At 75.1% G+C, this 23,537-nt stretch carries 17 protein-coding genes and 3 riboswitches; of the genes, 4 read left to right on the top strand and 13 right to left on the bottom strand.

Annotated elements, in window-relative coordinates; all coding sequences use genetic code 11:
* Nucleotide 1 precedes the first annotated feature (1 nt).
* From ABT014_RS27265 to ABT014_RS27225, 9 genes are all read right to left on the bottom strand, one after another.
* On the bottom strand, nucleotides 2-877 hold the full coding sequence (locus tag ABT014_RS27265; RefSeq protein ID WP_350641844.1) for an SDR family NAD(P)-dependent oxidoreductase: 876 nt from the start codon (nucleotides 875-877) through the stop codon (nucleotides 2-4).
* Nucleotides 874-2,196 (bottom strand): MFS transporter, encoded by a 1,323-nt coding sequence (locus tag ABT014_RS27260; RefSeq protein WP_350641843.1) that lies wholly within the window; start codon nucleotides 2,194-2,196, stop codon nucleotides 874-876. Before ABT014_RS27260 ends, ABT014_RS27265 begins: the two co-directional genes overlap by 4 nt.
* A complete protein-coding gene (locus ABT014_RS27255) occupies nucleotides 2,193-3,416 on the bottom strand; it encodes an AMP-binding protein (protein WP_350641842.1) in 1,224 nt (407 codons plus the stop codon). Before ABT014_RS27255 ends, ABT014_RS27260 begins: the two co-directional genes overlap by 4 nt.
* On the bottom strand, nucleotides 3,413-4,468 hold the full coding sequence (locus ABT014_RS27250) for an ATP-grasp domain-containing protein (RefSeq protein WP_350641841.1): 1,056 nt from the start codon (nucleotides 4,466-4,468) through the stop codon (nucleotides 3,413-3,415). The genes ABT014_RS27255 and ABT014_RS27250 overlap by 4 nt, the downstream gene beginning before the upstream one ends.
* Nucleotides 4,469-5,408: 940 nt before the next feature.
* Nucleotides 5,409-6,245: an ECF transporter S component gene (locus tag ABT014_RS27245; protein ID WP_350641854.1), complete on the bottom strand. Its 837-nt coding sequence runs from the start codon at nucleotides 6,243-6,245 to the stop codon at nucleotides 5,409-5,411.
* 44 nt (nucleotides 6,246-6,289) lie between these two features.
* Nucleotides 6,290-7,945: an ABC transporter ATP-binding protein gene (locus ABT014_RS27240; RefSeq protein WP_350641840.1), complete on the bottom strand. Its 1,656-nt coding sequence runs from the start codon at nucleotides 7,943-7,945 to the stop codon at nucleotides 6,290-6,292.
* Nucleotides 7,942-9,171, bottom strand: a complete 1,230-nt coding sequence (locus tag ABT014_RS27235; protein ID WP_350641839.1) for a CbiQ family ECF transporter T component — start codon at nucleotides 9,169-9,171, stop codon at nucleotides 7,942-7,944. The genes ABT014_RS27240 and ABT014_RS27235 overlap by 4 nt, the downstream gene beginning before the upstream one ends.
* A 4-nt stretch (nucleotides 9,172-9,175) precedes the next feature.
* On the bottom strand, nucleotides 9,176-10,219 hold the full coding sequence (locus ABT014_RS27230) for a hypothetical protein (protein WP_350641838.1): 1,044 nt from the start codon (nucleotides 10,217-10,219) through the stop codon (nucleotides 9,176-9,178).
* Nucleotides 10,216-13,074, bottom strand: a complete 2,859-nt coding sequence (locus ABT014_RS27225) for a prenyltransferase/squalene oxidase repeat-containing protein (RefSeq protein ID WP_350641837.1) — start codon at nucleotides 13,072-13,074, stop codon at nucleotides 10,216-10,218. Before ABT014_RS27225 ends, ABT014_RS27230 begins: the two co-directional genes overlap by 4 nt.
* 165 nt (nucleotides 13,075-13,239) lie before the next feature.
* A riboswitch (cobalamin riboswitch) is annotated at nucleotides 13,240-13,386 on the bottom strand.
* Nucleotides 13,387-13,431: 45 nt separating this feature from the next.
* A riboswitch (cobalamin riboswitch) is annotated at nucleotides 13,432-13,554 on the top strand.
* A gap of 106 nt (nucleotides 13,555-13,660) precedes the next feature.
* Here ABT014_RS27225 and ABT014_RS27220 point away from each other — a divergent pair.
* Nucleotides 13,661-15,067 (top strand): prenyltransferase/squalene oxidase repeat-containing protein, encoded by a 1,407-nt coding sequence (locus ABT014_RS27220; protein ID WP_350641836.1) that lies wholly within the window; start codon nucleotides 13,661-13,663, stop codon nucleotides 15,065-15,067.
* Here the strand turns inward: ABT014_RS27220 and ABT014_RS27215 are convergent.
* The 4 genes from ABT014_RS27215 to ABT014_RS27200 form a co-directional block, all read right to left on the bottom strand.
* Nucleotides 15,055-15,810 (bottom strand): adenosylcobinamide amidohydrolase, encoded by a 756-nt coding sequence (locus tag ABT014_RS27215; RefSeq protein WP_350641835.1) that lies wholly within the window; start codon nucleotides 15,808-15,810, stop codon nucleotides 15,055-15,057. The two genes, ABT014_RS27220 and ABT014_RS27215, sit on opposite strands and share 13 nt — an antisense overlap.
* A gap of 604 nt (nucleotides 15,811-16,414) precedes the next feature.
* Entirely contained in the window at nucleotides 16,415-16,894 is a 480-nt protein-coding gene (locus ABT014_RS27210; RefSeq protein ID WP_350641834.1) for an SCO2322-related protein, read from the bottom strand.
* Between the two features lie 28 nt (nucleotides 16,895-16,922).
* Complete coding sequence (locus ABT014_RS27205; RefSeq protein WP_350641833.1) at nucleotides 16,923-17,987, bottom strand: peptidase; 1,065 nt, start codon at nucleotides 17,985-17,987, stop codon at nucleotides 16,923-16,925.
* 98 nt (nucleotides 17,988-18,085) lie between these two features.
* Nucleotides 18,086-18,206: riboswitch (cobalamin riboswitch) on the bottom strand.
* Between the two features lie 108 nt (nucleotides 18,207-18,314).
* A complete protein-coding gene (locus ABT014_RS27200) occupies nucleotides 18,315-19,748 on the bottom strand; it encodes a short-chain fatty acyl-CoA regulator family protein (protein ID WP_502895106.1) in 1,434 nt (477 codons plus the stop codon).
* Between the two features lie 212 nt (nucleotides 19,749-19,960).
* On the opposite strand from ABT014_RS27200, the gene ABT014_RS27195 reads away from it, so the two are divergent.
* Genes ABT014_RS27195 through ABT014_RS27185 form a run of 3 tightly spaced genes read left to right on the top strand, consistent with a single transcriptional unit; the run spans nucleotide 19,961 to nucleotide 23,522 of the window.
* The gene (locus ABT014_RS27195) at nucleotides 19,961-21,472 is read left to right on the top strand and encodes an MmgE/PrpD family protein (protein ID WP_350641831.1); all 1,512 of its coding nucleotides are present in this window, start codon (nucleotides 19,961-19,963) and stop codon (nucleotides 21,470-21,472) included.
* On the top strand, nucleotides 21,472-22,377 hold the full coding sequence (prpB, locus tag ABT014_RS27190; protein WP_350641830.1) for a methylisocitrate lyase: 906 nt from the start codon (nucleotides 21,472-21,474) through the stop codon (nucleotides 22,375-22,377). Before ABT014_RS27195 ends, prpB begins: the two co-directional genes overlap by 1 nt.
* A gap of 20 nt (nucleotides 22,378-22,397) precedes the next feature.
* Nucleotides 22,398-23,522 carry a bifunctional 2-methylcitrate synthase/citrate synthase gene (locus ABT014_RS27185; protein WP_350641829.1) on the top strand — a complete coding sequence of 375 codons (1,125 nt, stop codon included), beginning with the start codon at nucleotides 22,398-22,400 and terminating at the stop codon, nucleotides 23,520-23,522.
* Nucleotides 23,523-23,537 lie beyond the last annotated feature (15 nt).

The raw sequence follows: 23,537 nt of genomic DNA, 5'->3' as shown, positions 1-23,537 counted from the left end.
CCTACTCCTCGGCGGCTTCGGGCCGTCCGATCCAGGTACGGGCGAGCCGCTGCACGGTCGAACCGTCCCGGTCGGCCAGCTTGCGGTCCAGGTACTCGGCGGCCCAGCGGTTGGTGGGCACCCGGAAGGCCGGGCGCTCGGCGCGCAGCGTCCCCACCACCACCTCGGCCACCTCGTGCGCGAGCTGCCCGGCGCTCTCCCAGCCCGCGCCGCCGACCCACTCCAGGTAGTCGGCGAAGGTGGTCCCGTACGGGCCGCAGGCGGCCTGGACGCTCGCGCGGTTGATGTCCGGGAAGACCCCGAACGAGGTGTCGGAGACGAAGCCGGGCACCACCAGCGACACCGTGACGCCGTGCGCGCCGGCCACCGGTGCCAGGCTCTCCATGAAGCCCTCCACCGCGAACTTGGCCGCGCAGTACGCCTCGTTGAAGGGCTGGCCGACCACCCCGTGCACGCTGCCGATGGTGATCAGGCGTCCCCCGCCGGCCCGCAGCAGCGGCATGGCGGCCCGGCTGACCTCGACCACGCCGAAGAAGTTCACCTCGAGGTTGGCCCGCAGCGCGGCCGCCGTGGACATCTCCAGGGTCGGGTCGGAGTTGGAGACGCCGGCGTTGTTGACCACCGCGTCCAGCCGCCCGTAGTCGTGCCGCACCCCGTCGAGGCAGGCCGCGACGGAGCCGGGGTCGGTCACGTCGAGGCGGCGCAGGTCGAGCGGCACCCCGGCGTGCTCCGCCGCCGCGCGCAGCGCGCCGGCCCGGCCCGGTTCCCGTACGGTCGCGACCGTGGTGAACCCGGCCCGGGCGGCGGCGACGGCGGTGGCCAGGCCGATGCCGGAGGAGCAGCCGGTGATCAGCACGATCCCGTGCTCCGGCGTCATGACGTACGGTCCGCGAGCGCCGGTTCGGTGCCCTCGGCGGGGCCGTCGCCCGCAGCCGGCTCGGGCTCCGGGGCCGGGTCGGCCTTCGCCAGGTCCAGCAGCGGCTGGATCCGTACCGCGGCCAGGAAGGAGCAGGCCGCCAGCAGGGTGCCGGCCGCCATCACCGTCCGGGCCGCGTCCAGGATGCCCAGCGGGCCGGTGAGCAGCGTGACGCCCAGTCCGCCGGCCAGGGCGGCGAGCGGGATCACCCCCCAGGTGACCGTCCGGAACGCGGCGTGCATCACGCCCTGGTGCTGGGCGGGCATCCGGGACTGCCGGGTGGGCGCGCTGCACACGTTGATGCAGGACATGAAGAAGCCGTAGCAGCCCATCGTCACGGCGATCACCGGCGCGGCCGGCAGCGCGGGCGCGGCCAGCACGCCGAGGCCCACCAGGCAGTGCAGCAGCAGCGCCCAGGCGAACGTCCGCCCGGTGCCCAGCCGTTCGCTGATCCGGGGGGCCACGACGGCGCCGGCCAGGGCACCCACCGCCGCAACCGACATGGCTGCGCCGAACGAGCCGACCGACAGGCCGAGCCCCCGGTAGGCGAGCACCGGCAACACCGTGACGAAGACCGGGCCCCCGGAGTTCAGCGTCACCGCGGCGACGACCACCCGCCGCAGCACCGGGTCGGCCCAGTTCAGCCGGAACCCGGCCGTCAGCCGCTCCCGGACCGTACCGGCCACCACCGTCCGCTCGCCCCAGGGCCGCATGGAACGGAAGCAGGCCGCCGAGACCAGGTAGCTGGCCGCGTCCACCAGCAGGGCCGCCACGCCGAGCGCGCTGTACAGGCCGGCCGCGATCGACGGCCCGGCCACCTCGGAGACCGAGCCGCTGCCCTCCAGCCGGGCGTAGGCGCGGACCAGGTGCTGCTCCTCCACCACGGCCGGGACGGCGACCAGGTAGCCGACGTTGAAGAAGATGGTCGCGCCGCTGATCACCGCCACGCACCCGACCAGCAGCGGCGTGGAGAGCCAGCCCTGCCAGTACGCGAGCGGGATCACCGCGACCGCCACCAGCCGGACCAGGTCGCAGGTCAGCATCGTGCGGCGCTTGTCCCACCGGTCGACCAGCACGCCGGCCACCGGGCCGAGCAGCGGGATGCCCAGGTACTGGGCCATCGCCACGACGCCCACCTGGAGGGCGCTCGCGTGCAGCACGAAGATCATCAGGGTCGGCACCACGAAGACGGTCACCCGGTCGCCGACCGTGCTCACCGTCTGGCCCGCCCAGAACAGGTCGAAGCCGCGCCCCAGCGCGGCCGGGCGGCGCGGCCTCACACCTCCTCCCGGACCACGAAGTCGGCGGTCTTGCCGGTGCGGCCGTTGCTGACCAGCGCGTCCACCGCGCGCACCCGGACGGCCTGCGGGTCGTGCTGGAAGGCGGTGCTGAGGGTGAAGGTCGCGGACAGCAGCTCCTTGCGCAGCCGTTCGGTGTCCACGGCGGCGGCGCGGTCGGTCAGCAGCAGGACGTCGACCCCGGTGGCCCGGCCGCCGTTCTCGGTGATCAGCACCTGGGCCCGGGACACGCCCGCCGTCCGCTCCGCGGCCGCGAGCACCTCGGCCACGTGCAGCCCGAGGCCCCGCACCTGCACCACGCTGTCGCGCCGGCCCAGCACCTGCATCGCCCGGCCCGGCCGGCCGCACGGGCAGGCCACCAGCCGGCCGGCGTCGCCGGTGCGGTAGCGCAGCACGGGGTTGAGCATCCGCGGGTCGAGGGCGGTGAAGTCCAGCAGTTCGTCCTCGCCGACGTGCACCAGCTGCTGCGGCAGCGGGTGGAAGGTGTCGGCCGCGCAGTCGGGGGTGTTGGTGCCGACCACCCAGGTCTCGGTGCTGCCGAACATCCCCCAGCGGCGGGCCCGCGGGGCGACCACGGCCATGTCCTCGGCCAGCTGCGGCTGCCAGGCCTCGCCCAGCCAGAGCACCTTGCGCAGCGCCGGCAGCGTCCGGCCGGCGGCCCGCGCCTCGGCGAACCACATCCGCAGCACGCTCGGGGTGCCGCCGATCGCCGTCACCTCGCGGTCGGCGAAGAACGCCAGCCAGTCGGCGCACTCGTCCCGGGCGACCGAGCCGAGCGCGAGGACCCGGCAGCCCGCGAGGTCGGCCAGCGCGGCGACCAGGAAGTGCGCGCCCCACATCCGGCCGGCGCCCCAGGCGTTGACGAAGACGTCGTCGCGGTCCAACGGCTGCCAGTGCGCGTGCACGCCGTCCATGTAGAAGCCGGTCGGCGCGTAGCCCAGCTTGGGGGCGCCGGTGCTGCCGCCGCTCTGGAACAGCCAGGTGGCGCCGTGCTCCGCCCTGGGCTCCAGGTGGGCCAGGGCCACGTTGAGGTCGTCCTTCCTCAGCGGCGGCAGCGCGGCCAGCTCCGCCAGGGTGCTCGGCGCGCTGTGGCCGGCGTAGCGCGGGGCGAGCTCCGGTACGGTCCGCAGCAGCTCCAGCGACCGCCGGGCGGCGGACAGTTGGGGCTCGGCGGCCTCCGGGGGGAGGGAGAATCGGGTCATCTCGCGACCCCCGTCGTCCCGCCGGTGACCGGCAGGCCGGCCCGGCCGTCGGCCAGCCACTTGGCGTGGGCGTCGCGGTAGGCGACGAAGCGGGCCCGGGTGATGTCGCGCTGGAGCAGGCGCTGCGGGTCGTCGTAGTCCGGGGCGATCACCCCGTCCGGTTCGAGTTCGGAGAACCAGAACCGCTCGCCGTCGAAGAGGAAGTCCACGCAGAAGAACGGGATCGGGAACCGCTCGGCGAAGTACGCGGTGGCGGCGGCGAGTTCGGCCGGCACCGGCGGGAACTCCATCAGGCCGCCGCGGCTGGCGTTGGCCACCGGGGAGCCCGGCAGCGGGGTGCGCTTCATCAGGGCGTACGGCTTGCCGTCGACCACGTAGACCCGGTAGTCGATGGTGCCGTCCCCCAGGTACGGCTGGACGACCAGGGTGGTGTCGCCGCCCTGCGCCAGGCTGGCCAGGCCGCGGATCTCCTCGGCGTTGCGGGCCAGGTTGATCCCGCCGCCGCCGCACCAGCCGGCCGGCTTGACCACCGCCGGGTAGGTGAGGTTGCCGAGGGCCACCTCGTACAGGTGCTTGCCGATGTCGCGTCCGGTGCCGATCCGGATCGAGGGGATCACCGGGACCGGGGAGTCGTGCAGGTGGAGCAGGGTGGCCATCTTGTCGTTGCCGATGAGCGAGACCTGCGGCGGGAACGGCAGGTAGAAGCCGCTCTGTTCGAGCACCGCGTACAGCGCGAACTGGTTGAAGATGTCCATCGACTGGTACGGCAGCGAGTAGAGCGCGGTCACGAACAGCGTGTCCTGCGGGGTGACCGGCTCGTCGTCCACGTACACCCGGGGGCGGCCGGGCACGGTGGCGTCCACCGTCACCGCGTCGGGCGCGTGCCTGGTCCAGGTCATCCCCAGGCTCTCGGCGACCTCCGCGTAGAGGTTCCAGAAGAAGTCCTGCCACATCGCGGTCGCCCGGCTCGACTCCCGGTCGGGGAAGATCCAGCACATCCGGCGCAGCGGGCCGGCCTGCGATTCCGTGGGGTCGGTGGGTTCGCGCGTCATGGGTATGCTCATCGTGATCCTCACAGGGAAGCGGTCGAAGGCCGGTCGGCACGCGTGGTGCCCCGGCCGCAAGACTCCGCGGCGGCCGCCCGGTCCGGGCGGCGCGGCGGTCACCCGCCGTACGGATCCGCCGGCCCGGCGAACCGGAGCGCGGCGCGCCGGTGGCCGGGGCCACGGGTGCGCCCGGCCCCGGGACGGGACCGGCTCGTCGGCTCGCTGTCAGGACTCATCCGGTCTCGGCTCTCCACCATGGCTCGGGTGCGTGGCCGGACGGCAGGCCGGCTGTGTCGCACCGGCACGCTCCGGACGGGGCCAACTCTCGCAACGGCACCGGGCCGTGTCAATGCTCCGGAATTCGCATGATGATTCATCAGATCGCCGTGCACGGAACCGAATCGGAGCACCGGGCCGCGGTGGGGGCCGCCGCCCCCGGACGGCCCGGGGAGCGCGGGCGGGTGCGAGGGGGCGCCGGAAATGGCGCGGCCGACGGACCTGCTCCGGCATCCGCCCGGCGGCGTTCCTGCGTACCGGATCGATGAATCGGAAGGGCGGAATTCCGTCGGCGGGACGGGCCGTTCCGCGTTCGGACGAGCCGGGCACCCGGGGCCGGACACCGGCTCGGTGGCACCGGCTCCCGGCCTGGTCGGGACGGAGCGGGCCGGGCCTCGCGGCGGCGCACCGCGGACAGATCACCGCCGACCTGGCGAGGTGGCGTGTACCCGACGAAACAATGCCGTCGCCGGGGCGATCCGAACCGATCCGGGCCGACGCCCGGATGCCGGGCCCGGCGACCACCCGGGTGTACCGGACGCACATGGCGCGCGGGCGCACCGAATTCCCCGCCGTAGGCGAGGGCGGGGAATTCGGAACGGTTCGGGAATGCGCATGCCCGGGGCCGTCCGGGCGCCGGCTGGAATGCCCCCGGACGGCCCGGACGGCCCTATTCGGCGGCGGCCGTCCTCGGCACGGGAACGCCCTGGGCGGGCGTCGTGGCGCCCGTGGTCCCCGCGGCGCGCGGGGGCTCCCCGGCGGGCCCGGCGAAGCGCACCGGCGCCTCGAAGTTGGCCCGGCGGGCGGCCCGGCGGAAGACGGTGAGCACCGCCGGGCCGACCAGCAGCACGCACAGGCCGGTGGTGACGGCACGTCCGGTGTCCCAGCCGAGCGAGGTGGTCAGGTCGAACAGCAGGTAGCGGTGCCACTGCTCGGTGAAGGGCAGGCCGGGCAGGTAGGCGATCGAGCTGTTCGGGTCGATCGAGAACGGCCAGAACGAGAGGTTGAGCAGGAAACCGAAGAGGTACCCGGACACCGCGCCGTACCCGGCGAGCATCACCACCTCGGCCCGCCCGCGCAGCCGCGGCAGCAGTCCGGCGAGGAGGCCCACGAAGGCGCAGCCGAACATCTGGTACGGCATCCAGGGGCCGACCCCGCCGGTGATGATCGCGGAGGCGAACAGCGAGGTGCAGCCCAGGGTGAACCCGAAGCCGGGACCGAACACCCGCCCGGCCAGCACCAGGATGAAGAAAACGGTCTCCACCCCAGCCGTGCCGGCGCCGAGCGGGCGCAGGCCCGCGTTGACGGCGGAGAGCACCCCGAGCATGGCCAGCGCCTTGGCGTCGATGCCGCCGGCCGAGATCTCGGCGATCACCACGGCAAGCACCAGCACCAGCAGCGCCCCGAAGATCAGCGGCGGGGCGTAGTTGGAGCCGAACCTCCCCGGCGCCACCACGAACGGCCAGGTGAACGCGGTCAGGCCGATGAAGGCGGCGAGCGCCACCATCAGCCGGGCCCGCAGCGGGATCCGGACGGCGACCCGGGCGGCGCTCACCGGGCCGCCTCCACGGTCGCGAGCGCCCGTCCCACCTGGCCGACCGTCAGGTACGGCAGCGGGGCGAGGATCTTGGCGGTCTGCGGGGCGAAGGTCGGCGAGGCGACGATCACCTCGGCGGTCGGCCCGTCGGCGACCACCTCCCCCTCGGCCATCACCACCACCCGGTCGGCCGCCGCGGCGGCGAACTCCACGTCGTGGGTGCAGACGACCACCGTGCGGCCCTCGGCGGCCAGCTGGTCGACGATCGCGATCAGGGCCTCCTTCCCGGGGTAGTCCAGTCCGCGGGTGGGCTCGTCCAGCAGCACCACCTGCGGGGCGGCGGCCAGCTGGATCGCCAGCACCAGGGCGAGCTTCTGCCCCTCGGAGAGGTCCCGGGGGTGGCTGTCGCCGGCGATGCCGGGGGCGAGCCGGTCCAGCACCTCCCGGGCCGTGCGACGGGCGCCCGCCTTCTCCTGCGGGCCCGCGTCCAGGTCGGCCTGGGCCAGCTCCTCGGCGACCGACTCCAGGTACAGCAGGTCGGTCGGGGTCTGCGGGACCAGGCCGACCAGCCGGCGGGCCTCGGCCGCGGGCACCCGCTTCGGGTCGGTCGCCGCCCGGCCGTCCGCCCACGCGACCTTGACGGTGCCGCCCTGCCGCGGGCCCGAACCCTGCAGCGCCCAGAGCAGCGAGGACTTGCCGGAGCCGTTGCGCCCCATCAGCGCGGTGACCTGGCCGGCCCGCAGCTCGAGGTCCACCTCCCGGACGGCGACCACCTGGCCGTGGCGGACCACGACCCGCTGCGCGGACAGCACCGGCGCGCCGTCCGGCTGCTCGCGGCGCGGCGGCGGGACGGGGTGCCCGGCCAGCCGCTCGCGCAGCGGGGCGGCGGCCCGGCGGGCGTCGCGGACCGAGAGCGGGAGCGGGCGCCATCCGGCCAGCCGGCCGAGGTCGACCACGGGCGGGGCGATCGCGGTGTCGGCGAAGATCTCGGCGGGCGGCCCGTACCGGACCGTGCCGTCGCCGGGCAGGTGGGCGACCCGGTCGGCGTACTGGACGACCCGCTCCAGCCGGTGCTCGGCGAGCAGCACGGTGACGCCGAGGTCGTGCACCAGGCGGGTGACGGCCGCCAGCACCTCCTCGGCCGCGGTCGGGTCGAGCGCGGAGGTGGGCTCGTCCAGGACCAGGATCCTGGGGTGCGCGGTGAGCACCGAGCCGATCGCCACCCGCTGCTGCTGGCCGCCGGAGAGCTCGTGCAGGGCGCGGTGGCGCAGGTCGGCGAGGCCGAGCAGGTCGAGGGTCTCCTCCACCCGCTTGCGCATCACCTCCGGCGGGACGGCCAACTGCTCCATCGCGTAGGCGAGTTCCTCCTCCACCGTGTCGGTGACGAAGCCGGCCAGCGGATCCTGGCCCACCACGCCCACCACGTCGGCCAGTTCGCGCGGCGGGTGGTCGGCGGTGTCGCGCCCGTCGACCGTCACCCGGCCGTGCAGGGTGCCACCGGTGAAGTGCGGCACCAGGCCGTTGACCGCGCCCAGCAGGGTGGACTTGCCGGCGCCGGTCCGACCGACCACCAGGCAGAGTTCACCCTCGGGGATGTGGAGGTCGACGTCGCGCAGCACGGGGGCGTCGTCGCCGTCGTACACCACGCTGACCTGGTCGAAGCGGATCACTCGGTCACCTCGGTGCGGGGGCTGGTGCTGGTTCTCTTGCCGGTGCCGGTGCTCTTGCTTGCGCCGGTGGCTGTGCGGGCGGCCCCGGCGGGCGCCGGGGCGCGGCCGGGCGGTGGGGAGATCACCCCGGCGGCGCCGGCCAGCAGCACGGCCAGCACCGGCACGACCGGCAGGGCCGGCCAACTCAGCGGGTAGAGGGACGGGTTGAGGTCGGTCGCGGAGTACCCCACGCTGACCGAGAGCAGTACCGCCACGGCCACCCCGCAGCCCGCCACCCCCCACTCGGCGGCCCGCCACGGGTCCGGCCGATAGGTGGTGCGCCGCACCCGGCGCCCGCCGAGCGCCAGCCCACCGGCGCACAGCGCCGAGCCGGCCACCAGCGCGGGCAGGCCGAGCGCGGCCGGCGCGGTGCCGTCGAGCAGCCCGTACACGCCGGCGCACAGGCCGCCCATGCCGAGCAGCATCAGCGCGCCGGTGGCCCGGCGGGAGCCGCGGGTGGCGGCGCCGGAACGGCCGTAGCCGCGCGAATCCATCGCGGCGGCCAGGTGCAGCGAGCGCTCCAGCGCGTCCTCCAGGACCGGGACGACGATGCTGCGCAGCGCCCGGATGCCCTTGCTCCGGCCCGCCCGCAGCCGCCGGGCCCGCACCACCCGCTGGACGCTCTGCACCAGTTGCGGCGCGACGCTGACGGAGACCGTGACGGCGACGCCGAGTTCGTACAGCGCGCCGGGCAGCACCCGCAGGGCGCGCTTGGGGTTGGCGAGGGTGTTGGCCGCGCCGATGCAGCACAGCAGGCAGGCCAGCCGCAGGCCGTCGGTGGCCGCCGACAGGGTGGCCTCCAGCGAGACCGGCCCGCCGATCCGGATCCCCGCGTACCAGGCCGGGGTCGGGATGTGCGGCAGCGAGAAGATCAGGTGGTCGTGCGGGGTGATGCCGGTCGCGAAAACGCACCGGAAGGCCACCCGGATCGCCACCACGGTCAGCGCGAGCCACAGGTAGTACTTGAAGCCGCGGGCCCACGGCGCCTCGGTGCGGCGGGTGGTCACCACGTGGCCGAGCACCGCCAGCACCAGGAACAGCAGCAGCGGATTGGTGGTCCGGCTGGCCGCGGTGGCCAGGGCCAGCGCCCAGATCCACCAGGCGAACGGGTGCAGGTCGCGCGGCACCCGCCGGCCGCCCCGGCGCGCCCCGGGGGCGGCCGGGGTGTACGTGTCGAGCCTGGTCACCGGATCACTCGGCCTGTCGGCGGCGACGCACGGCGGCGACCGCGGTGGCGGCGCCGAGGGCCACCACGATGGCGGCGCCGACCACGACGGGCACGACGGAGCCGGTCGACTGCGGCGCGTCGGCGGCCGGGGCCGCGTCCACCACCTTCGTCCCGCCGCCCGGTGCGGCCGACGGGTCGGTCGGGGACGGCGCGGCGGAAGGGTCTGCGGAGGGGGCGGCGGACGGCGAGCCGGTGGCCTCGGGTGACGCGGGGGCGCTCCCGTTCGCGGTGGGGTCGGTCGGGGTGGTACCGCCCGCGGAGGTGCCCGGCTGGGGGGCGGTGCCGGCGGCCGGCGGCTTGGCGCCGCCGTTCGTGCCGGCGGCGGTACCGCCGCTGGTGCTGCCGTTGGTGGTGCCTCCGTTGGCACCGCCGGAGCCGCCGCCCGGGGGCGGGGGCGTGGTGGGCGGCTTGGGCGGGGTGCTCTGGCCGGAGCCGCCGCCGGGCGCCGTGTTGTGCGCGCGGACGGTGTCGGGCGAGAAGGTCGGCTTGCCCTCGGTGCCCTCGATGTTGGTACCGCCGAAGATCCACAGGTCGACGCTGCCGGGCTTGGGCTGGTAGCTCATCGCGCCGAGCTGGCTGTAGGACCAGGTGTTCTGGCCCGGATCGGCGTGCCAGTACGACCAGTACGACGTGGCCGGCGGGGTCAGCACGCACTTCTCCTGATCGGGCGTCGGGTACTGCTTGCCGCCCTGGTACCCGCTGTAGCCGATCCGGCAGATGAACGCCGGACCGTCGTGCCCGGTGCCGGTGGTCTTCCAACCGCCCTGGTTGAGCAGGGCGTACCCGGTGGTGGGCGTGGTGCCGCAGGAGCGCAGCAGCGGGCCGCCCCAGTGGCCGAGGTCGACGGCCAGCACGACGCCGGAGGTGGTGGTGCACTGCTCGATCGGCAGCGGGGCAGCCGCCGCCGTACCGATGCCGCCGAGGGCCGACACCAGGGTCACCCCGGCGGCGGCGAGCCCGCGGGCCAGGCGGCCCGCGGGGCCCGGTCGGCGCGGGCGGCGGCTCACCGGTGCCGCCCGGCGGCGGACGCCGTCCGGCGGCGGGTGGCGATCAGGACCCCACCACCGGCCGCGGTCAGCAGCAGCGCGGGGATCACCAGGCCGAGCGCGTCGGTACCGGTCCAGGCCAGGCCGTCCGCCGTCTCGCCGGCCGAGTCGCCGGTACCGCTCAGGGTGCGGGTGTCGGACGGCTCGGGGGCCGCGCCCGTCCCGGGGCCGGTGCCCTGGCCGGCGGTCGCGGAGGAGGAGGCCGGGGCCGGCGAGGCGGAGCCCGTACCGCTGCCGCTCGGGCTCACGGAGGCCGAGGCAGAGGCGGAGGCCGACGCGGACGGCGACGGCGAGGCGGAGGTGGACGGGGACGACGAAGCGGACGCGGACGGGGATCCGGTCGGGTCCGGCGTGCCGGTGCCGAGGTCGCGCCGCAGCGTCCCGAACGAGACACCGGTGACCCCGCCGAGCGCCTGGGTGGAGGCGCGGACGTCGGAACCCTGCTGACCGCTGGACGCGACGTTGAAGCCGCCATCGGCGTTCTGCTGGCCGGCCAGGAACTCGACCGCCTTGGCGATCTGCCCGGCGTAGGTGCTCGACCGCAGGGACATGCCCTGGATCGCCAGCGCGGCCGAGTTGACCGAGTCGCCGGCCGCACCGGGGAAGCCGCCGTCGGCCACCTGCTGGGCGGCGAGCCAGGCGAGGCCCTTGTCGACCGCCGCGGCCGCCTCGTCGCCGGGGACGAGCGAGAGGGCCATCACGGCCATCGCGGTGCTGTCCACGTCGGAGTCGCCGGCGGCCGGGATGAGGCTCGGCCAGGAACCGTTCGCCGTCTGAAGGCTCTTCAGGAAGGCGATCGGCGCGGCGGCGTGCTCGGCGTCGCCCGCGCGCAGCTGCGCCATCACCCCGAGGGACTGCGAGAACACCGAGGTCGCCCAGAGGTAGTTCCCCGCCTCCGCGCAGCCGTTGTCGAGGTCGGCGTGCGCGCAGACGGCCTGGGCCAGCGCCGCGATCAGGTCGTGGCCGCCGAAGGCGTGCGGGTCGCGGCCGACCACCTCGGCGAGCAGCGCCTCCTTGCCGATCGAGCCGCCGCCGGCGTACTCGGTGCCGACGCCGGTCCAGTCGTTGACCGTACGGTCGTTGGCGTCCTTGCCCTGCTGGTCGAGGAAGTCGACGATCTTGCGCAGGGCGGCGTCGTCCGTGCCGGCGGCGGCGAGCGCGAAGGCGCCGTCGATGGTGAGGCCGAAGTCGGCGAAGGTCGGGAAGGCCTCGTAGTAGTGACCGTCGATCAGGTTGGCCGGGGCGGTCAGGTAGCTGCTGCCCTTGGCCAGGTCGGGGGTGCGGCTCGGCTGCGGGGTGGTGCCGCCGAGGTCACGGGTGACGCTGACCGGATCGGTGCCGGTGAGGGCGAGGATCGCCTGCTCGGTGGCGGCCGGGTCCGAGTCGGTGGTCCACCGGTCCGGCCCGAAGCCGCCGTCCTTGTTCTGCCGGGCCGCCAGCCAGGCCTTGGCCGCCGCCTGCTCGGTGGCCCGGCCCGCGGCCTTCAGGCCCTGGGCCGCACCGGCGGTGCCGGCGGTGTCGCCGCCCGAGGCGCCGATGTACGGCAGGTACGAGCCGTCGGCCTGCTGGCTCGCGGCGAGCTGGTCGGCCGCGTTCTGCGCGGTCGGGTCGGCGCTGCCGGCCTTGCGCAGGGCCAGGACGGTGAGCGCGGTGGTGGACGGGTCCGACTCGCAGTTCTCGCCGGGCACGATCATCGCGCCGGCGATCCCGCCGTCGGCGCACCGCAGCGCCTCGAAGCGGGCGAGGGTGGCGGCGGGCGGGGTGACCTCGCCGCGCAGCAGGGCGATCACGCCAAGGGCCTGGACCCAGGGCGAGGCGGCGCCGAGGAAGTCGCCGGCGGCGGTGCACTTCCCGTCCTCCCCGGCAGCGGTGCACACGTGGTCGGTGAGCGCGGCGAGCAGGTCGCGGCCGCCGAACGCGCGCGGGTTGCGGCCGGTGCTCTCGGCGACCAGCCCGAGCAGCGCGGCCGCCCGGGCGTCCGGCTTGCCGGCCGGTCCGTCGGGGAGCAGGAAGGCGTCGGTGTGCGCCTCCAGGAAGGCGACGACCTTGCGCAGGGCCGGGTCCTGGGTGCCGGCCGCGGCGAGCGCGATCGCGGTCAGCGAGGTCCGGGGCAGGTCGGGGCCCTCGAAGGCCCAGTTCTCCATGTGGTCGCCGTCGACCAGCCGGCCGGCCAGCCAGGCCGCCGCGGCGGCGGGGTCACCGGTGGCGGGCGGCGCGACGGTCGGGCTCGTGGAGGCCGACGCCGACGCGGAGGTCGACGCGGAGGCGGAGGTGGAGGTGGACGGTGAGGGGCTGGCCGGGTTCTTCGCCCGGACCGAGTCCGGGGTGAACGCGGGCGCGCCGCTGCTGCCGCCGACGTCGGTGCCGCCGTACACCCAGGCCTCGACCTCGCCCGGCTTCGGCTTCTGCGTGCCGGCGCCGAACTGGCTGTAGGACCAGGTGTCCTGGCCTGGCTCGGCGATCCAGTACGACCAGTACGCCGTCGCCTGCGGGGTGTTGACGCAGGGCTCCTCGGCGGCGGTCGGGTACTGGGTTCCGTTGCCGAAGGTGCTGCTGCCGAGGCGGCAGATGAAGGCGGGGCCGTCGTGCTCGGTGCCGGTGGTGGTGAACCCGGCGTTGTGCAGCAGGTTCATCCCGGTGGTGGGGTGGGCGTCGCAGCCGCGGACCACGCTGCCGCCCCAGTGGCCGAAGTCGACGGCGACCACGGCGCCGGTGGTGGCGGTGCACTCCTCGATCGGGTCGGCGGCGGCCCTGCTGGGGTGGCCGAGCAGCACCGTGCCGCCCGCGCTGACCGCGATGGCACTGGCGAGCAGCACGGACGCCAGCGTGCGCCCTCTGCTGCCCGGACTCGTACGACTGCTGCTGACCCTCACCGGCGACTCCCTGGTCGGTCGAGGCGGAGCACGACGGCGCAGCCGACCGGGCATCAGGGGAGGGCGCCCGGGTCAGACCGCGCCGTAGTCCGCGACGACGCACGTGTTGCTGACTTGCTCCTCGGCGCAGGCATTCCGGCTCACCCGCCACGAGTTGCGGGTCCACGGTTGCGGGTCAGCGCCGGACTTGGACCGGCTTCCCCTGACTGCCAAGGGTGAAAACCGGTTCATCAGACCACGCGGCGCAGCGGGGCGTCAACGAGGCGTCATGTCGCCTTCGACACCTCGTGAGCGGGCCCGACCTGCGATAGCGTCCCGGGTGGCCGAGTGGGGGAACCTGGTGCGAATCCAGGGCTGACGCGCAGCGGTGTGGGGCGGATCGACGCTCCGAGCCCGAATGCCCACCCGGCGCGCACCACGAGCGAAAGCCAGCCCACGCGACCCGGGCGGCGGCCCCCGGCGGCGCGCGGCCCTCGATCGGACCGCCCGCGCGGGACCGGTCGGCGCCCACCACCCAAGGAGCCCGACCGTGCCCCTCCGCCACTCCTCCGCCACCGTCGTCGCGCTGGCGGCCGGCGCCCTGCTGCTGTCCGCCGTGCCCGCCGGCGCCACCGCCTCCCCCGCGCAGATCGCCACCTCCAAGAGCACCGGCGTGACCTACCTGAAGTCGCTGCAGGCCGCCGACGGCAGCTACGTCACCGGAGGCGGCCTCTCGAACGAGTGGGCGTTCAGCGCGCTGGCCGCGGCCGGCACCGCCGCGGTCGACGTCGCCCCCGGCGGCGACACCAGCAAGAACGCCCGTACCGTGTACCGCAACCAGCTCGCCGCCACCACCTGGCCGAGCGCCTCCCCCGTGGTCACCGACTACGAGCGCGCCACCCTCAACGCCTACGCCGCCGGCATCGACCCGGCCCGGGTCGGCCCCGGCCGCAACCTGATCGCCGACCTCGCCGCGTACTGGCAGACCGCCGAGCCCGGCTACTACGGCCCGTCCGCCAACTTCAACGGCACCGTCTTCGGCTTGCTCGCCCTCGGCGGGGCCCGTACCCAGGGCGGCACCCAGCGCGTCCCGCAGGCACTGATCGACGCCACCGTGACGGCCGTCCGGGCCAACCAGCACAACGACGGCGGCTGGAACTACGGCAAGGCCGCCGGGAACCCGACCGCGCTCGCCCAGGGCAGCGACATCGACATGACCGGCGCCGCGATGGCCTCGCTGTGCAGCAGCGGCGTCCCCGGCACCGACGCCGCGATCGTCGCCGCCAAGAACTTCCTCAAGGGCAAGCTGATCTCCTCCGGCGCCTTCAACTCCATGTTCGGCGCCAACACCGACTCCAACGGCTGGGCGGTCTCCGGGCTGAACGCCTGCGGGATCAACCCGCAGGGCGCCGACTTCACCAGCGGCAGCGGCAGGACGCCGATCGACTTCCTGATCGCCCAGCAGTTCAAGCCCGCCGGTGGCTTCAAGTACCTGCCCACCGACACCTCCCCCTCCCCCTACGCCTCGGTCGACGGGCTGCGCGCCGTCACGGGCGCCGGCTTCACCGCCGCCCCGCCCGCCCCCACCACCGCCGGTGCGCCCACCTGGGTCGCCACCACCGCCTTCACGGCGGGCACCGCGACCCGGGTCGCCCTGGTCGTCGACAACGGCACCGGCACCGCCGGGCTGAAGGTCTGCGCCGTCACCCTCACCCCGACCGGTGGCACCACCACGCTGGGCGCCGTCCTCGACGCCGCCGCCACCGCGACCCCGAGCGGCTGCGTCACCTCGGTCACCCCGTCCACCGGCGGCGGCACCGTCACGGCGCTCAACGGCACCGCCAACAGCGGCGGTTCCACCTGGAAGGCGAGCCTGGACAACGCCGCCGCCACCGCCGCGACCCGGGCCACCGTGGTCAACGTCGGCGACACCGTCTCGCTGCGCTACGGCAGCTGACCGAGCGGCAGCAGGTCGGTGCGGCAGCACTCCGGCCGGGACCGCGCATGGTCGGGCACCGGACCCCGGGCCCGGCGCGCGCGGTCCGCCTCCGCTCCGGCGCGCACCGCGGCGTGCACGGCGCGGGCGACCCGCGCACCCCAGGGCGAGCGCGGACCGCCGAACGGTTCCGCGTCCTCGCCCGGGCGGGCCTGCCGGACGGCGACGCAGACCGCGTCCGACGGCGTCCCCGAGCAGTCGTAGCCGGCGTCCAGCAGCGCCTGCACCTTCGCCTCGGTGGCGGTGGCCAGCAGGTTCACCAGGCCGGCGTCGGACAACGCGGCGGGTACGGCGACCAGGATGTTCACGGTGCCCGGGACGAAGGCGGGCCGCTGCGGGGGCGCCTTCGTCGGCTCGCTCCCGGGTTCCGGCGCGGCGGCCCAGGCGGGCACCCCGACGCCGGCGGTCACCACGGCGGCGGCGCCGCCGTCGCACGCCCAGGTCATCCGGTCCACCTCGGCGGCGGTCATCAGGCCCGCCCCCGGCCCGGCCAGCCCCTGCGCGGCGGCCAGCTCGGCCAGGTGGCGATCCGGATCCATCCGGCCGTACCCGGCCCTGACCTGCGCGTTGACCACCCACTCCCGGTCGCCCAGCCCACCGCCGAGCACCGCACTGCTGACCATCCGCCAGCCCGGACCGGCCCGCCACACCAGCAGGTGCCGGCAGGCCCCGTCCTCGGGGCGGCACGCCCGCTCGATCAGCACGCGGCCCGCCGCATCAGTTCCACGAAACGCTCCACCTTCGACTCGGACCGCCCAGGGATCGGGCCCACCCGACCCTACCGAGCGCCGGGCCGACGGCGGATCATGCCCACAAGGGGCGGCGCTGTTCCGCCCCTGCATCGCACCGAGGGGGACAATATTCCGATGAACAGGTTCCGATGGATCGCAGGCTGCTACGTGACAACCTGACGCCCCCTTCCACAGGCGGCACACCCCCAGGGGCGCGAGGAACTGCACGAACCGGAAGCCCACCCCGCCGCACCCGAACCCCGACGACCACCCCCACCCCACCCCCAGGGGCGCGGGGAACTGCGCGAACCGGGAGACACCGGCCCGCAGCCGAACGCTGACGGTCAACTCCACCCCACCAGGGGCGCGGGGAACTGCGCGAACCGGGAAACACCCCGCCGTACCTCCCGGACCGCGCAGTTCCCCGCGCCCCTGAAGTGCCGCTCGTCGGGGCACCCCCGGAGGACCGCTCATCGGGGCACGCAACCGCGCCCCCGGCGGACCACTCGTCGGGGCCACACGCGACAGCGACGCCGCACGGCCGGAGGCCCGTTCACCCCCGGCCGTCCGCCCGGTGTCAGGGGGCCGTGATGCCCGGCTGGGTGCCGGCGCCGAAGGCCCAGCCCTCGACGTCGCCGGGGGCCGGGTTGTAGCTGCCGGCGCCGAGGCTGCTGTAGGACCAGGCGCCGCCGTGCTGGGCGTGCCAGTACGACCAGTAGGCGCTGCCGGTCGGGTTGGTGCAGGTGGTCGGCAGCGAGTTGATCTTGCAGACGAAACCGGGGAAGCGCGGGTGGAAGGCCCAGGAGAAGCCGGCGCCGGTGAGCGCGGCCAGGCCGGTGGCCGGGTCGCCCGGGGCGCAGCCGGTCTGGATGCCGCCGCCGACGGCGGTGAAGTCGACCACCACGGTGACGCCGGTGGTGCCGGTGCAGGCGGCGGCGTGCGCCTGCGGGGCCTGGGCGGCGGAGAAGCCGAGCAGGCCGGCGGTGAGCGCGGCCGCGGCGGCGATCGAGCCGAAGGTCCGGCGGGCCGGGCGGGCGGGGGCGAGGGTGTCGGTCATCGGGGAGCTCCTTGCGGGTTCAGGATGTTCAGCGGGTGGTCGCTGCGCAGGCGAGCACGGGCGCGGCGGGCCGGGCGCCGTGCGCGGAGAGAGCGGCCAGCGGGGTGCCGGCCAGGCCCAGGACGGCCTGGGCGGTGGCGCGGGCGCCGTTGCCGGTGTTGAAGCCGGTGGCGTCGTAGGCGATCGCGCCGCGGACGGCCGGGTCGGTGGCGCAGCCCTGCTGGAACTTGACCAGCCGGCTCCAGCCCTTGAGGCCCGCGCCGAGCCGCCCGGAGGAGAGCAGCGCCTCGGTGGCCAGGCCGGTGCTGTTGGCGTTGGAGCCGGTGGCGCGGGCGGCCGCGAAGCCGCCGTCGGCGTTCTGGTGGGCGGTCAGCCAGCCGAGGCCGGCGGCGGCCTTGGCCGGGCGTCCGGTGGCGGTGAGCGCCTGGACGGCGAGTGCGGTGGCGTCCGGGTCGCCGGTGCAGGTGGGCTGGCCGAAGGAGATCGGGAAGCCGCCGTCGGCGCACTGGGCGGAGACCAGGAAGTCGACCGCGGCGGCCGGGGCGCCGGCGTGGGTGCGCTGGAGCGCGATGAGGGCGAGCGACTGGCCGAAGGCGTTGCTGTAGTCGCCCCACTGCGAGCGGTCGGAGAACCGGCCGTTCGGTGCCTGGAGCGAGCGGAGCCGGGCGGGGAGGTCGACGCCGCCGAAGGTGGCCGGGTTCTCGCCGCGGACCTCGGCGGCGAGCAGCAGCTTGGCGGTGGCGCCGGCGTAGGCCTCGGTGGTGCCGTCGCCGAGGTAGCCGCTGATGATCTCGGGCTTCGCCAGCCAGGTGGTGGCGCGGGCGGCGGCCTGGTCGGAGCTGTGCGAGGCGGCGAAGGCCAGCACGGCGTCGACGGTGAGACCCTGGTCGGGGTAGGCGGTGCCGTCGAAGACGCTCTCGAAGTGGTCGCCGTCCACCAGTTGGCGCGCCAGCCAGCCGGCCGCGGCGGCGTCGGGGCGGACGGTGGTGGAGGCTGCAGGGGCGGCCTGGGCGGCGGTGGCCGCGGGGAGCACGGTCGCGAGGGCGACGGCGGGTATCGCGAGCAGGCCGAGGGAGCGGCGGAGCGCTGGCATGGGAGGCCTTTCCGGGCCTGGACGCGCGGGCGCCGCGGGGTGCCGGCGCGCGGCCGGGCAGCCCTCGGAGCTCCGGCCCGCAGACCACGACGGGAGGAGGGGACACACCTCCGCCGCCGGGTGTTCGGGCTCGCCGCCGACTGCCGTCGGCAGGCCTACCGTTGCGGGTCAGCGCCGGATTCGGACCGGACTTCCCCCAGCTGCGGAGTCACTGCATGACGGCTCATCATGGCGACGGGCGAAAGGCCGGGTCAATGGCGCGTACGTCACATCCCGCGGGCCGCGGGTCGGTCGTCGACGACCGACCCTCGGGCCCCTGTGGGGCGCTCAGCGCGGCTGCCGCAGCACGGGGTAGGGCACGGTGGTGCGCCGGTTCTCGTCGATCAGCAGCGGGCCGCCGGCGGGTGGGCGGGCGCGCTGGACGCAGTCCTGGCGTTCGCAGATCCGGCAGCCGAGGCCGATCGGGGTGGCGGCGTGCGGGTCGTCGAGGGCGATCCCCTCGGAGTAGACCAGCCGGTGGGCGTGGCGCAGTTCGCAGCCGAGCGCGACGGCGAAGGTGGTGCGCGGGGCTCGGTGCCCGCGCCCGCCCCGGGTGACCGTGGTGGCGGCCCAGAAGTACCTTTTGCCGTCCGGCATTTCGGCGACCTGGGTGAGGATCCGGCCGGGTGCGGCGAAGGCCTCGTAGACCGTCCAGAGCGGGCAGGTGCCGCCGAGGCGGGAGAAGTGAAAGTCGGTGGCGGACTGGCGTTTGGAGATGTTGCCGGCCCGGTCCACCCGGAGGAAGGAGAACGGGACCCCGCGCAGTCCGGGCCGCTGGAGGGTGCTCAGCCGGTGGCAGACCGTCTCGAAGCCGACGCCGAACCGGGCCTGGAGCAGCTCGACGTCGTAGCGCAGCTCCTCGGCGGCGGCGTGGAAGGCGGCGTACGGCATCAGCAGCGCGCCGGCGTAGTAGTGGGCGAGCCCGATCCTGGCCAGCGCGGCGGCGGCCGGGGAGCCGAGCGAGGGGGCGGCGGCGAGCCGGTCCAGCAGCGGGCCGTGGGCGAGGACGGCCAGCTGGGTGGCGAGTTGGAAGGCGCGGCGGCCGTCGGTCAGCCAGGGCGACAGGTGCAGCAGCCGGGCCGCCGGGTCGTAGCGGCGGACGTCCCCGGTGCTGTGGCCGGGCGGCTCGGCGGTGAGCACCCGGACGCCGTACCGGTCGGCGAGCAGCCGCTCCAGGGCGTCGGCCGATCTGCCCGGCGGGTGACCGAGTTCGGCGGCGTCGCGTTCGGCGGCGGCGTCGAGTTCGGCGATGTGGTTGTGGTGCTCGTAGAAGAAGTCCCGGACCTCGTCGTGGGGTTCGGCGGGCAGGCCGGCGGACTCCCCCGGCCCGGCGAGGGTGACGGCGCGCTCGACCGCGTCGCGGTAGCGGCGGTGCACGGCGACCAGCGCGCGGGCCACCGCCGGGTGGTCGCGGACCACGTCGGCGAGTTCCTCGGCGGGCAGGTGCTCGCCGCCGGCCTCGTCCGCGAGGGCGGCCCGCAGGTCGGCGGTGAGCCGGCCCTCGCCGGTGCCGGAGAAGAACTCCGGTTCGGCGCCGAGCACTTCGGAGATGCGCAGCAGCACGGGGGCGGTCAGCGGGCGCTGGCTGTGCTCCAGCTGGTTGAGGTAGCTGGTGGAGATGCCGAGCCGGCGGGCCAGCTCCACCTGGCTGAGGCCGTGCTCGCGCCGCAGCCGGCGCAGTCGGGCGTGGGCGTAGAGCTTCTGCCCGGGGGTGGTGGGCACGGTCCTCCTCGTCGTCGGCGGTGCGCGGCGCTGCAAAGTTAGCATCCGCAGATTTCGCAGAATCCGCAGTTCCACAGCTCTGACCTGGACGGATTTCGCAGCTTGGCGTGCTCGACGCGGGCCCCGGGCGGGGGAATGCTGAGCTGCGAACCCCCGTCCGGGGCCCGGGTCGAGCCCGGTGGCCCGGTGGGGCCGAGCCGTCGAGGAGTCCGGTGATCGAGCATCAGGTACGGGTCAGTCCGAGCGCGCAGGCACTGCCCCGCGAGGAGCAGCTGGCGTGGAAGCTGGCCACCGTGGCATCCGGCACCGGACGGCCCGAGCCGGAGGTCGCCGTGATGGCGGCCAACCGGGTGATCGACAACGCCGCCGTCGCGGTCGCCTCGCTGCGGCGGCGCCCGGTGGCGGTGGCCCGCGCGCAGGCGCTGGCGCACGCCGGTTCCCCCGGCGCCTCGGTGTTCGGCGCCGCGCCGCAGCTGCGGGTCTCCCCCGAGTGGGCGGCCTGGGCGAACGGTACGGCGGTGCGCGAACTCGACTTCCACGACGCCTTCCTGGCCGCCGACTACTCCCACCCCGGGGACAACGTCCCGCCGCTGCTGGCCGTCGCCCAGCACACCGGGCGCACCGGCGCCGACCTGCTGCGCGGCATCGTCGCCGCGTACGAGGTGCACGTCGCCCTGGTGAAGGGCATCTGCCTGCACGCCCACCGGATCGACCACGTCGCGCACCTGAGCGCGGCCACCGCGTGCGGGCTCGGCGCGCTGCTGCGGCTGCCGACGGAGACGATCTACCAGGCCGTCCAGCAGGCCGTGCACACCACCACCGCGACCCGGCAGTCCCGCAAGGGGGAGATCTCCAGCTGGAAGGCGTACGCGCCCGCGTTCGCCGGGAAGGTCGCGATCGAGGCGGTGGACCGGGCGATGCGCGGCGAGACGTCCCCGTCGCCGATCTACGAGGGCGAGGACGGCTTCCTCGCGTGGATGCTCGACGGCCCGCGGTCCGACTACACCGTGCTGCTGCCGGAGGCCGGCGAGCCGCGTCGGGCGATCCTGGACACCTACACCAAGGAGCACTCCGCCGAGTACCAGGCCCAGGCGATCATCGACCTGGCCCGGCGCCTGCGCGAGAAGGCCGGCCCGCTCGACCGGGTGCGCTCGGTGGTGCTGCACACCAGCCACCACACCCACCACGTCATCGGTTCCGGCGCGGGCGACCCGCAGAAGTACGACCCCGCCGCCAGCCGGGAGACCCTCGACCACTCGATCCCCTACATCCTCGCCGTCGCCCTGGAGGACGGCGGCTGGCACCACGAACGCTCCTACGCCCCCGAGCGGGCCCGGCGCCCGGAGACCGTCGCGCTCTGGCGGAAGATCACCACGGTCGAGGACCCGGAGTGGACCCGCCGGTACCACGACCCCGACCCGGAGCACCGCGCCTTCGGCGGCCGCGTGGTCATCACCCTGGACGACGGCTCGGTGGTCGAGGACGAACTCGGCGTCGCCGACGCGCATCCGGCGGGCGCCCGTCCCTTCGACCGGGCCGCCTACGAGGGCAAGTTCCGCACCCTCGCCGAGGGCATCGTCACCGCTACCGCGCAGGACCGCTTCCTTGTGGCTGCCGCCGGCCTCGCCGAGCTGCGGACCACCGACCTGGACGGGCTCTTCCCCGCGGTCGACACCGAGGCCGTCCGGGCGTACGACGAGACGCTGCCGAAGGGACTGTTCTGATGCTGCACACCCGCACCACCCCCGCACAGCGCCGCCGCGCCCTGCGCGAACGGCTGGCCACCGGACGGCTGTTGACGATGCCGGGAGCCCTCAATCCGCTCACCGCCCGGCTCATCCAGGACACCGGCTTCGAGGCCGCGTACCTGTCCGGCGCCGTGCTCGCCGCCGACCTCGGCCTGCCCGACATCGGCCTCACCACCGCGACCGAGGTCGCCGCCCGCGCCCAGCAGACCACCCGCGCCACCGACCTGCCGGTCCTGATCGACGCGGACACCGGCTTCGGCGAGCCGATGAACGCCGCCCGCACCGTCCAGCTGATGGAGGACGCGGGCCTGGCCGGCCTGCACCTGGAGGACCAGGTCAACCCCAAGCGCTGCGGCCACCTGGACGGCAAGGCGGTGGTCCCCCGCGAGGAGATGGCCCGCCGGCTGCGGGCCGCCGTCGACGCCCGGCGCGACCCCGACTTCCTGCTGATGGCCCGCACCGACGCCCGCGCGGTCGAAGGTCTCGCCGCCGCGATCGACCGGGCCAAGGCCTACGTCGATGCCGGCGCCGACGCCGTCTTCCCCGAAGCCCTCGACGGCGAGGCCGAGTTCGAGGCCTTCCGGAAGGCGGTCGACGTCCCGCTGCTCGCCAACATGACCGAGTTCGGCAAGACCCCGCTGCTGGACGCCCGCACCCTCCAGGACCTCGGCTACGACATCGCGCTCTACCCCGTCACCCTGCTGCGCCTGGCCATGGGCGCGGTCGAGGACGGCCTGCGCACCATCGCCGCGGAGGGCACCCAGGCAGCCCTGCTGCCCCGCATGCAGACCCGCTCCCGGCTGTACGAACTGCTCGGCTACCAGGACTACGCGGCCTTCGACTCGGCCGTCTTCGACTTCACCCTCCCACCCGGGAACTGACCCACCGGAGGCCCACCACCATGACCGAGATCCACCGCGGACTCGCCGGTGTCGTCGTCGACACCACGGAGATCTCCACCGTGATCCAGGAGACCAACTCCCTGACCTACCGCGGCTACCCCGTGCAGGACCTGGCCGCCCACCGCTCCTTCGAGGAGGTCGCCCACCTGCTGTGGCACGGCGAACTCCCCGACCGGGCGCAGCTGCGCGAGTTCCGGGCCCGTGAGCGCGCCCTGCGCCCGCTCGACCGCACCACCGCCGAGCTGCTCGCCAAGCTCCCCGAGACCTGCCACCCGATGGACGTGCTGCGCACCGCCGTCAGCTTCATCGGCGCCGAGGATCCGACCGAGGACGACGGCCGCACCGCGCCCACCCTCGTCAAGTCGCTCACCCTGCTGGCCAGGCTGCCCACCGTGGTCGCGGCCGACCAGCGCCGCCGGCGTGGCCTCGCCCCCGTCGCACCGGATCCGGACCTCGGCTACGCGGAGAACTTCTTCCACCTGCGCTTCGGCGCCGTGCCGGCCCCCGAGGTGGTGCGCTGCTTCGAGATCTCCCTGGTGCTGTACGCCGAACACAGCTTCAACGCCTCGACCTTCACCGCCCGCGTCGTCACCTCCACGCTCTCCGACCTCTACAGCGCCGTCACCGCGGCGATCGGTGCGCTCAAGGGCCCGCTGCACGGTGGCGCCAACGAGGCCGTGATGCACATGCTGGAGGAGATCGGCGACCCGGCCCGCGCCGCCGACTGGCTCGACGAGGCGCTCGCCTCGAAACGGAAGATCATGGGGTTCGGGCACCGCGTCTACAAGCACGGCGACTCCCGGGTCCCGATCATGCAGGAGGCCCTCGACGGCCTGGTCGCCGCGAGCCGCGACCCGCGGACCGCCCGGCTGGCCGCCCTGCACGCGGCGTTGCGCGAGGCGATGCTGGAGCGCAAGGGCATCCACCCGAATCTCGACTACCCGGCCGGGCTGGCGTACCACCTGATGGGCTTCGACACCCCCGTGTTCACACCCATCTTCGTGCTGAGCCGGATCACCGGCTGGACCGCCCACATCACCGAACAGCTCGCCCACAACGCCCTGATCCGCCCGCTCGCCTCGTACGACGGGCCGGGTCAGCGCCCGGTCCCGGCCGGGGCGTAACTCCGGTACGGCCGG

This window comes from Kitasatospora sp. NPDC094015, assembly GCF_040304075.1.
Lineage (GTDB): Bacteria > Actinomycetota > Actinomycetes > Streptomycetales > Streptomycetaceae > Kitasatospora.
Note: the sequence above shows the minus strand (reverse complement) of the source record. Positions and strands in the feature narration are given on the sequence as shown.

Bases quoted from the DNA above. Each gene is read 5' to 3' on its own strand.
- ABT014_RS27250 (WP_350641841.1), bottom strand. From the start codon at position 4,468: ATGACGCGCGAACCCACCGACCCCACGGAATCGCAGGCCGGCCCGCTG.
- prpB (WP_350641830.1), top strand. From the start codon at position 21,472: ATGCTGCACACCCGCACCACCCCCGCACAGCGCCGCCGCGCCCTGCGC.
- ABT014_RS27265 (WP_350641844.1), bottom strand. From the start codon at position 877: ATGACGCCGGAGCACGGGATCGTGCTGATCACCGGCTGCTCCTCCGGC.
- ABT014_RS27210 (WP_350641834.1), bottom strand. From the start codon at position 16,894: ATGACCGACACCCTCGCCCCCGCCCGCCCGGCCCGCCGGACCTTCGGC.
- ABT014_RS27205 (WP_350641833.1), bottom strand. From the start codon at position 17,987: ATGCCAGCGCTCCGCCGCTCCCTCGGCCTGCTCGCGATACCCGCCGTC.
- ABT014_RS27255 (WP_350641842.1), bottom strand. From the start codon at position 3,416: ATGACCCGATTCTCCCTCCCCCCGGAGGCCGCCGAGCCCCAACTGTCC.
- ABT014_RS27245 (WP_350641854.1), bottom strand. From the start codon at position 6,245: ATGGTGGCGCTCGCCGCCTTCATCGGCCTGACCGCGTTCACCTGGCCG.
- ABT014_RS27185 (WP_350641829.1), top strand. From the start codon at position 22,398: ATGACCGAGATCCACCGCGGACTCGCCGGTGTCGTCGTCGACACCACG.